The organism is Eisenbergiella porci, assembly GCF_009696275.1.
GTDB classification, from domain to species: Bacteria; Bacillota; Clostridia; order Lachnospirales; family Lachnospiraceae; genus Eisenbergiella; species Eisenbergiella porci.
Window position 1 is genome coordinate 57874 of sequence record NZ_VUMI01000031.1, and the last position, 8912, is coordinate 66785.

The 8912-nt window shown below is 51.7% G+C and carries 8 protein-coding genes and 1 pseudogene; 4 read left to right on the forward strand and 5 right to left on the reverse strand.

Features of this window, described 5'->3' with window-relative positions; all coding sequences use genetic code 11:
• Nucleotides 1-2 precede the first annotated feature (2 nt).
• The 3 genes from FYJ45_RS17955 to FYJ45_RS17965 all read right to left on the reverse strand — a co-directional run bounded on the left by FYJ45_RS17955 (nt 3) and on the right by FYJ45_RS17965 (nt 3338).
• The gene (locus FYJ45_RS17955; RefSeq protein ID WP_154466299.1) at nt 3-1196 is read right to left on the reverse strand and encodes a COG1470 family protein; all 1194 of its coding nucleotides are present in this window, start codon (nt 1194-1196) and stop codon (nt 3-5) included.
• A gap of 149 nt (nt 1197-1345) precedes the next feature.
• Entirely contained in the window at nt 1346-2572 is a 1227-nt protein-coding gene (locus FYJ45_RS17960) for a sensor histidine kinase (protein WP_154466301.1), read from the reverse strand.
• Between the two features lie 85 nt (nt 2573-2657).
• On the reverse strand, nt 2658-3338 hold the full coding sequence (locus FYJ45_RS17965; RefSeq protein WP_276912715.1) for a response regulator transcription factor: 681 nt from the start codon (nt 3336-3338) through the stop codon (nt 2658-2660).
• 137 nt (nt 3339-3475) lie between these two features.
• Here FYJ45_RS17965 and FYJ45_RS17970 point away from each other — a divergent pair, with 137 nt between their 5' ends.
• From FYJ45_RS17970 to FYJ45_RS17985, 4 genes and pseudogenes are all read left to right on the forward strand, one after another.
• The gene (locus FYJ45_RS17970; protein ID WP_235930874.1) at nt 3476-3859 is read left to right on the forward strand and encodes a hypothetical protein; all 384 of its coding nucleotides are present in this window, start codon (nt 3476-3478) and stop codon (nt 3857-3859) included.
• Nucleotides 3860-4518: 659 nt separating this feature from the next.
• A pseudogene (locus FYJ45_RS17975) lies at nt 4519-4707 on the forward strand (ISNCY family transposase); the annotation flags it as partial.
• A gap of 31 nt (nt 4708-4738) precedes the next feature.
• Nucleotides 4739-5041 (forward strand): ABC transporter transmembrane domain-containing protein, encoded by a 303-nt coding sequence (locus FYJ45_RS17980; protein ID WP_195841874.1) that lies wholly within the window; start codon nt 4739-4741, stop codon nt 5039-5041.
• A 12-nt stretch (nt 5042-5053) separates the two neighbouring features.
• Entirely contained in the window at nt 5054-5644 is a 591-nt protein-coding gene (locus FYJ45_RS17985) for an ATP-binding cassette domain-containing protein (protein ID WP_154466307.1), read from the forward strand.
• A gap of 250 nt (nt 5645-5894) precedes the next feature.
• On the opposite strand, the gene FYJ45_RS17990 is transcribed toward FYJ45_RS17985, so the two are convergent.
• Together FYJ45_RS17990 and FYJ45_RS17995 are read right to left on the reverse strand one after the other, a co-directional pair.
• Complete coding sequence (locus tag FYJ45_RS17990) at nt 5895-7067, reverse strand: hypothetical protein (RefSeq protein WP_154466309.1); 1173 nt, start codon at nt 7065-7067, stop codon at nt 5895-5897.
• A 66-nt stretch (nt 7068-7133) separates the two neighbouring features.
• The gene (locus tag FYJ45_RS17995) at nt 7134-8780 is read right to left on the reverse strand and encodes an extracellular solute-binding protein (protein WP_154466311.1); all 1647 of its coding nucleotides are present in this window, start codon (nt 8778-8780) and stop codon (nt 7134-7136) included.
• Between the last annotated feature and the right edge of the window lie 132 nt (nt 8781-8912).

The window sequence follows — 8912 nt, forward strand, 5'->3', positions numbered from 1 at the left end:
AATCATCGTCTCCCATACTTATGGAATACCCAGCCCAGGCCCGCGAAGACACAGATAATCAGGAGAACTCCCACGATCCCCCATACCGTTTCCGTCTTGATGGAAATACGGAATTCCGCTGTATCTGAGGTTTCGGAGCCGGCCGCCTTTACTGTCACCACATAGTCGCCGGACAGCGCATCCTTTCCGGGTGTCAGTCTGGCCGTTACTTCAACGGAGGCGCCCGCTTCAATGACCTCTACTGCAGGCTGGCTGAAGCTCATGCTCCATCCGTCCGGCGTGGTTGCGGTAAGGTTGACATTTTTCAAATCCGTATTGCCGTTATTGGTCAGTTTCAGCGTAATTTCCTTTTGCTTGTTGGGATACGCCTCGGTGCTCAGCCGGCCGCTGGGTGTGGAAACATCCAGAGAATAATTTCCCGTAATCGTCGCCTTAAGATCAGTTTTCAACGTTTCTCCCGCCGAAACCGCAGAACATGAAATGGTATAATCCCCGGCCTGCGCATCCACGGAGGGCGTCACTCCGATGGTAACCGCCTGACTCTGCCGCGGCTCCACCGTAATGCTGTTCACCGGGCTGCTCTCTCCGGAAGGGGTGAAGCTCACCGTCCAGCCGGCAGGCGCATTGGAGGAAAAGCTGTAGTTCTGCTGGGACGCGCTGTTGTTTACAAGGGAGGCTTCAAAGCTGAAGCTGGCTCCGGATGCGCCCTCCTGCTCCGGATACTGGGATTCGAAGCTGCTGCTTCCGATTTCCTCCGCCGCAACCTTCAGCTTTAATGTAAGCGTATCCTCTGCTTCCGTGCCCGCAAAGGCCCGCAGCACCACCTCGTAATCTCCACTGGCCGCCTCGTCCGGGATGGACAGGGAATAGGCAGCCGCCCCCGCATTATCGCCGCTCTTTACATAGACCTGGCTCACTTCACTTCCATTGCCTGTAAAATACCCCTTCCAGCCCTCAGGGAGGGAAACCGTTTCCAGGGAGACTGCCATTCCTGCTCCCGTGGTATTGGAAAAATCCAGGGAAAAGCTCAGATCATCCCCTGCATTTACCGTCATGCCCGGATAGCCCGTGCTCATCTGCAGCCCTCCAGCGGCGGATACTTTCCCTCCGACGGTAAAAAACAGGACAGCCATGATAAAAAGGGCCGTTATTATCTGCGCTGCTGTTTTGTTCTGCGTTGCTGTGATAGCTTTCATAATTCTCTCTCCTTTTCCTTTCGGTTAGTGAAACGGCCATCAGCCGTTTTTCTTTGCTTTTGATTATAGCCCGCGAAGTATAAATGAACTTAAAAAAAGATCCCGCAGACCTCCCTGGTCCGCAGGATCTTATGTGAAAGTTTTGTGAACTACTGCCTGGGGAGCGTCACTGTAAAGCAGACGGTCCCGTCCTCATATTCCGCGCTGATTTTTCCCTTATGCCCGTCCGTCACCGCCCTGGCAATGGACAGGCCGATGCCGTAGCCCCCGCTCTTACGGGAGCGTGAGCTGTCGGCCCTGTAAAAACGGTCAAATAGGTTCGGCAGCTGGGAAGCATCCAGATCCGCACAGGGATTAGAAATCTGAAGCATAAGCTGGCGGCCCTTCTTTTTCAGCGTCAGCCTCACCGTTCCTCCGTCATCGCAATATTTTACCGCATTGTCCAGAAGCACCGTCAGCAGACGCAGGATGGCCTCCTGCTGCCCCTTCATATAAAGCTCCGGCTCTATTGTGGTTTCCAGTTGTTTTCCCTGCGCCTGCGCCGATGTGCGGAAGGTATCCGCCGCATTCCGGGCGGCCTCACTTACGTTAAAAACCCGCAGCTCCCCGGCTTTCCCCATCTCCTCGGACTTTGCCAGCTCAATCAAATCCCTGATCAGGCTGTCCAGCCGCCTGACCTGGTTCTGGGTGCTTTCAATCCATTCATCCTTTCCGTTTACGATTTCCAGCACTCCCATGTTGGCGGAAATGATGCCCAGGGGCGTTTTCAGCTCATGGGAAACATCCGTGATGAAACGCTTCTGGCGCTCCATGTTTTCCGCAAAGGGACGCATCACCCTGCCGGAGAGAAGCAGCAGAAGGAAAAAAACAATGGCCACACAGCACAGGAACACCAGCAGGGTTACCTGCAGCACGTTATGAGCCGACTGGAGCTGTAAAAAACAGTTCAGCACCACAATCGTATTTTTGTCCGCCTCTTCATAGACCCGGTAGCGGTAATAGCCCACAAAACCGCTTTTCTTCCCTTCTTTTACGATATCTCCCACCAGATCCTCCACACGATCCCGATCCAGGGCCGCAATGTGCTCAATATCAACCTCTATCACCTCTCTCTTTTTCGTGAGGTAGACGATGCAGTAACGAGTCTCAAAGGGCGTCTCCTCCGTGATCTGGAACCCCCCGGCCACATTGGGGACAGCGGCATCCGGCAGAGGGAAGGAACCGTCATTGCGGTAAAGCAGCTCAATGGCAGTATCCGCCAGCCGGATAATCCGGAACAGATTTCCCAGATTAATGGCAATTCCAATCAAAAAAAGCGTCCCCATCAGGGAAAGCATTGCCGTCAGAATAAACCTTCTGCGAAGCGTCTGTATCATTTACAATCCTCCGTTAATACGCCGTTAAAATCCGCAGCCCTTTTATGGCTTCCTCCGCCCCTTTGGCTTCCTCTGCCCGGCCGGTTCATTGTCCGCCCTCCGCCTCCAGCATGTACCCCCGCCCGCGGCTGGCCGTTATTTTCACATCGGCTCCCAGGGAGGCAAGCTTCCTGCGCAGATAGGATATGTATGCCCATACCACATTGATTTCACTGTCGCATTCATAGCCCCAGATCCGTTCCATAAGCTGTTCCGTAGAAATGAACTGCCCCTGACGGCGCATCAGAAGCTCCATCATCTGAAATTCCTTGTTTCCCAGCCGCACGGCTGTCCCGCCGCTGCTCAGCTCAAAGGTGGAGCGGTTGAGGCTTACCTTCCCAACCGTAAGAATCTGGGGCGTAAAGGTGCCGCCCCTGCGTGTGAGCGAACGCACCCTCGCCAGGAACTCACGCACATCAAAGGGCTTGGGAAGGTAATCATCCGCGCCGCAGTCCAGCCCTGCAACACGATCCTCCACCTCCCCCTTTGCCGTCAGAAGCAGCACCGGGGTGGAAATGCCGTTCTCCCGCAGCTTCTTCAGGACCTGAAGGCCGTCAAGCCCCGGCATCATGATGTCCAGCACCAGACAGTCACAGCTCTCTGCCAGGCCGTAATCCAGCGCCGCCAGACCGTCGTGAACCGTATCCACCGAATAATGCTCATGCTTCAGAATCGCAGACAGCGCCTGCGTCATTTCCTTTTCATCGTCCGCTATCAATATACGCACCGTTTTTCTTCCCTTCTCTTCCGTAATTATCTTTCTTCCCATTGTAAGGTCGGCTCATTTTTCTGTCAATGCCGCGCCTGGCCAGGCATAACAGCCACAGCCCCGGCCAGGTATGGCAGCCTGCACAGGGCAGGCGTATGCTGCAACAAAGCCACCGCATCTATGATGAAAACACCGTCTGCCGCCTCCGCCGGATTCTGCTGCTGCGCAAGCTGCGCATTCCTGTCCGGCAGATTAAGATTTTCCTGCAAAATCCCAGTGCCGCCACAGCCGTGGAGATTTTTCAGAAAAACATCAATGAACTGAACGAGGAAATCACCGCGCTTTCCACCATCCGTGGAATTCTCAGCCGTTTTGCCGGCGGCCTGTATGCCGCCCATATGATTGCCTTCGGCAATTTTAATGAATGGGAACAGCTCTTTATCTGGGCAAATCAGAGCGAAAAATATGAATTTGCAGGGGATATGAAGGATCAGGAGCATATGTGCGGCATGCTGGAGGAGCATCTGAATCCCGGATGATTCCCCTGATGTCCGACGCCTGTCCCTGATGGGTGGAGGTCAGATTTTCCTCTATTAATGTGCGGAATATTTCTTCATTCTTATTCTGATATATATGCAGCAAAAAAAGACCGTAAATCCCATCACGGCCGTTCCTATTGCTATCAGCACCATTCCCCGGTTTCTCACTGCTTTATGCAGATCCTTACCCTTCGTTTTTCCATATGCTGCCTCTCCTGACCCCAGCGCCCTATCCTACCTATTTTATAACCGTTCAGTTTCCTTTACAGTTACCATATTTTTCTGCTGATTTCAGGGCTTTTATTTATAAAATGATTCTATCCCTTTTTCCAGGACCGCGCAATCCCTTCCTGTCCGGAATAATACTGCGTGTCCGGAATATTTTTATTTGCCCGGAATACTTTCGTCTGGATCCGCAGCGGCAGTTTTTTATGTACACGGCAGTTTTTTGTGTGCGTTTCTTTCTTGACACGAACAGTTCTCCGTATATAAAATAAAAACTATGATAAGATGCGCACGACACTCCTATAGATGCCGCATCGGAAAGGCAGCTTTATGAATCTGATCCTGACTTATATCCGGCGGCATATCGGTATGTTTGCCACGGCTCTTTTTTTCCTGAGCCTGGAAACGCTGGCGGATCTGATGCAGCCCACCTAGCAAAAAAGCTGGATGATTCCTATGACCCTTATAAAGCCGCTTATGCCTCCATGCCTTCCCATGCCGCCTCCAATCCGGCTATCCAGCAGATGTATATCAACGGGCATTTCTGCTATGCCTATAAATTCGGCATTATCACTAATGGGCTTGGCATTGTCCGGGATATCACTTTTTACAACAAGGACTTTCACCACCATTTCGGACTCGCTTACGCAGCTGATGACATATGGTTTTACGATTATAGGCATACTGTGCATTATGCTGCGGCTCAGCCTGCCATTGACCTGTATTGCCTTTATATCCGTATGGCTTATCTTTCTGCTGACCCGCACGATTACAAAGCATACGAGGAAGCTGTTTGCCCAACAGCAGCAGATTCTGGGAAAGCTCAACGGACAGGTGGAGGAAAGTATTTCCGGCCTGAACATGGTAAAGGCCTTTGGCCGGGAAGCCGAAATTACAGAGCAGTTTGAGGAAAGCAACGCCAGGCTCTGCCAGGTGGCTACAAAGGCACAAATCTGATCCGGTTTCCTCATGCCACTCACCAATGTAATCAACAACCTGAATTTCGTCATTGTGGCGGTCGTCAGCGGTATCCTGGCGGCTTACGGCCGTATCAGCGTGGGGCTGATTTCCAGCTTCCTGCTGTATTCCAGGCAGTTTTCCAGGCCCTTTGTTGACATTGCAAATATTTACAATAACTTTCAGACGGCTGTGGCAGGCGCGGAACGTATCTTCGAAATATTGGAGGCGGAACCGGAGCCTGCGGATGCGCCGGACGCGCTACCGCTTACGGCTCCCCGCAGGGAAGTGGAATTTTCCCATATCACCTTCGGCTATCAGGCGCAGGAACCTGTCTTAAAGGATGTAAGCTTCCGCGTGCCCGCCGGAACCCGTGTGGCGGTGGTCAGCTCCACCGGCGGGGGAAAAACCACACTCATCAACCTGCTGACCCGTTTTTATGATGTCAACAGCGGCAGCATCCTGTTAGACGGCCGCGATCTCCGGCAGTACCGGCTGCCGAATCTGCGCCGCACCTTCGGCGTGGTGCTTCAGGATACGGCGCTCTTTGGCATGAGTGTCCGGGACAATATCAGCTACGGGAATAAGGACGGTTTGCCGTAACGCATCCGGGCCGCAGCGAAAACTGACACTCACCCGTGGGCGGACTTCCTTTATTATCGCCCACCGGTTTTCCACCATCCGGGACGGATCTCATCCTGTTGATAGAAGACGGCCGGATCGCCGAGAGAGGCACCCACGAAGAGCTGATGGAGCTCAACGGCAGGTATGCCGGGATGTACCGGACCCAATTGGGGGAATAGGAGGCGCCTCCCCCGTCCGGGAATCCGGCTGCCATAACGCACCTTTCCCATTATAATTCATAGGAAAAATATTTCGCTTTTTCCGGAAACGCTTTGTCTCCTTTCAGCTTCAACGCAAACTTCTGCACAACAAAATTATAATCATCCCAGGAACCGGAGGATGCCATATAAATGATCCGTCCATCCTCAGTCATCCATTTCACAGGAAAGTTGGGCTGATAATCTCCATAGCTGCCCCACCGGTCATCCCGGTAAAACAGCTTCCAGGGCCCCCAGGGCTCCGGCGCTTCATAAAGCGTCAGCTGGCTGTAATGGGATTCCGGATAGCGCATCTGATGAATCGGGCGGGGATTCAGGTTCTCATCCACAAAGCTGTAATTTCCCATCAGATATCTTTGTATGCCCGCATTATAGGCTACATGATTGGCTCCGGTCATTTTATAATAGGAAAATACCGGTACGGCCAGCTCCTCTTCGCGGCTCCATGCCGGGTGCAAGGAGTCCTTCCCGCAATAAAATTCCCAGGAATCCCGCACAGTCAGTTTTTCTTTGGGAACCCGTCCCAACAGCAGCGCGTCGTTATTTTCCCAATAGCTGCCGCCATCCTCCAAATCACAGGGAAAATAAGCATATACATAACTGTCCCTCGCCCCCGAATAGCCTCTTCCAAACTGCAGGAAATGGCAGGAAGACAGCCTTCCCCGAAAAAAATCCCGGGGCGTCGTTTCCGGATCAAAGCTTCTGCCGGCGTCCGTTGATCTTACAATCCAGCCATGAAGATTTCTCTGTCTGCAGAAATAAGGGTTATCCCCATAATTCTGGGCTTCAATGCTCAGATAGAGGGTTCCGCCGATATCCAGAAGGCCGGACGGCTTCACATAGGGAGCCGCGGGCGTGCAGTATTTATTCAAATCCACCGGCTTTTCATTAATTACATCCATACACCAGTGTCCCGTGCAGGTCAGCTTTTCCGGTAAAAACCGGAGCGTCTTTATTCTCCAGATATTCATAGGGCAGCCCCGGTTATCCCCGGCGCCGCCGTAAATCATATCATCCTCTGCCCAGGTTAACGGCCACATATCCCCATCCCCGCTGTGATAACGGAAACGATCCGGGAGCACCTGATCGATATAATCTGATTTTTCATATGGAGGGACTGCCTTCGGGTACAAATAATAATCTCTTCTGTCACCATCTATTCCTGTAATTTCTCTGATTTTCATACATTTGTCCGTGCAGGAGAGCGGCCGGAAGACACTGCCGGCGCTCTCCTGCTCCCTTACTTTAGTTTAAAATTTCTGATCCAGGAAATCCTGATACCACTGCAGCCAGGCGCCATACTGCATCGCATCCAGCTGTTTCAGGTGGGCCTCCCAGGCCGCATCATCGATTCCCTCCAGAATACTTGTGGCAGTAAAATTCTTAATATACGAAAAAAGTTCCGTTTCCATAAAAGCTCTTTCACTCGTTTTGGCAGGATCCACGAACCGGATTGGGATCTGATCTTCCACCGGTATACAGAAATCGTGTACTTCCTTCACACATTCGATCCGATACCAGGAGGTCCATGCAATATCCTCCAATACCTCTGCATTTTCGTCCTTCCTGATCAACGGGCCGTAATCCACCATGCCATAGGTATATTTATAATTTTCAATAGTAAAATCATCTGTCAGGCTGTCGGGAAGCTTTTCGAACACCTGTCCGTTTTCATCCACATCCCAGGCCTCGCCCTTCGGGCCGAAACGGGAGATATATTTCAGTTCTGTGGTGCTGGACATATAGTCCCACCACTCCAGCAATTTGGGCACATCCTTACATGCGCTGGTAATGGTAAAGCCTGTCCGGTTGGCCGCAAATTTATCCTGTGCTCCGGTCTTCTTGTAGCCGGGGCCGTCCTCTGCCCTTATTTCTCCCACAGGCACATAATTGGCGGCTGCGGCATCGCTCATGTCCCCATTGGGAGTCCAGGTATAATAACAGCCTACCACACCTTCGTTTAATTTCGCATGGTATTGTTCCGAGGTCTGTGAAAAAGCTTCCATATCCAGCAGCCCTTCCTCGATCATCTGATGGGAAAATTCCAGGAAGCTCCTGAATTCATCTGTGTTGACGGTTCCCACCACTTTGCCATCCTTTACCATCTTATAGGCTTCTTCATCCCCGGAATCGGTTCCTGCAATTCCCCAGGGATTTGCCGCATTCATAATTTTGGAGCACCAGTCACTCTGGGAAGGCTCAAAAGGAATTTCATCTGCAGGATCTCCATTGCCATTCATATCCCCATCCCGGAAGGCTCTGAGCACATCCATAAATTCTTCTGTTGTTTTCGGGATTTCCTTTCCTGCTTTGTCCAGCCATTCTTTGTTCATAAACATAATGCCCATAGCGTCGTTTTCATAGCTGGTCTGTCTGCCTGTCATCAGGGAACGGATGGAGCCGTCGGGCCAGGTTACCAGGTCAAGGCCGCCCGGAATCGTTTCATAGTCTGAATACACATGGGGCGCATAGTTTTTCAGGACATCGTCAGCTGCCAGATCCGCAAAAGAATCCATATTATTCGCAATCTGGTTCTCGCCTATCAGACCGAGAAATGCATCCGGCAAATCGGAAGCCAGCATAATATTCACCTTATCCTCCGCATCCGAGGAGGCAATGGGAATCCACTCAATATGTACGCCCGTGGCTTCCTCCGCTTTTTTGTAGATTTCCTTATTATTAAAATCCTCATCTTTGGTCAGGGGATGGAGCACCACTGCAATCTTAAAGGTGGTTTTTTCCTCCTGCCCTGTCTTTTCACCGGACGCCGCATCAGCTCCGGTCTGCGGCTGGGTCCCCGGATCCTTTGTTTCCGACGGTGCCGCACCGCCGCAGCCAGCCATGATGGTCATAGTCATAGCTGCCGCCATTAAAATCGCCAGTACTTTTCTTTTCATTACTATTCCTCCTAGTATAATAATGGTGTAGTCAAGAACGACTACTGGTTAACAGTTACAAAGTCCAATCTAATAAATCTATATAGATATAACGGAAGGAGGAGTTCCCCCTCCATCAGAAGTTATAGGACA

What these genes read in the sequence shown, in the direction of transcription:
- FYJ45_RS17955 (WP_154466299.1), bottom strand. Translation starts at nt 1,196, where the DNA reads ATGAAAGCTATCACAGCAACGCAGAACAAAACAGCAGCGCAGATAATA.
- FYJ45_RS17960 (WP_154466301.1), bottom strand. Translation starts at nt 2,572, where the DNA reads ATGATACAGACGCTTCGCAGAAGGTTTATTCTGACGGCAATGCTTTCC.
- FYJ45_RS17970 (WP_235930874.1), top strand. Translation starts at nt 3,476, where the DNA reads ATGCTGCAACAAAGCCACCGCATCTATGATGAAAACACCGTCTGCCGC.
- FYJ45_RS17980 (WP_195841874.1), top strand. Translation starts at nt 4,739, where the DNA reads ATGACATATGGTTTTACGATTATAGGCATACTGTGCATTATGCTGCGG.
- FYJ45_RS17985 (WP_154466307.1), top strand. Translation starts at nt 5,054, where the DNA reads ATGCCACTCACCAATGTAATCAACAACCTGAATTTCGTCATTGTGGCG.
- FYJ45_RS17990 (WP_154466309.1), bottom strand. Translation starts at nt 7,067, where the DNA reads ATGAAAATCAGAGAAATTACAGGAATAGATGGTGACAGAAGAGATTAT.
- FYJ45_RS17995 (WP_154466311.1), bottom strand. Translation starts at nt 8,780, where the DNA reads ATGAAAAGAAAAGTACTGGCGATTTTAATGGCGGCAGCTATGACTATG.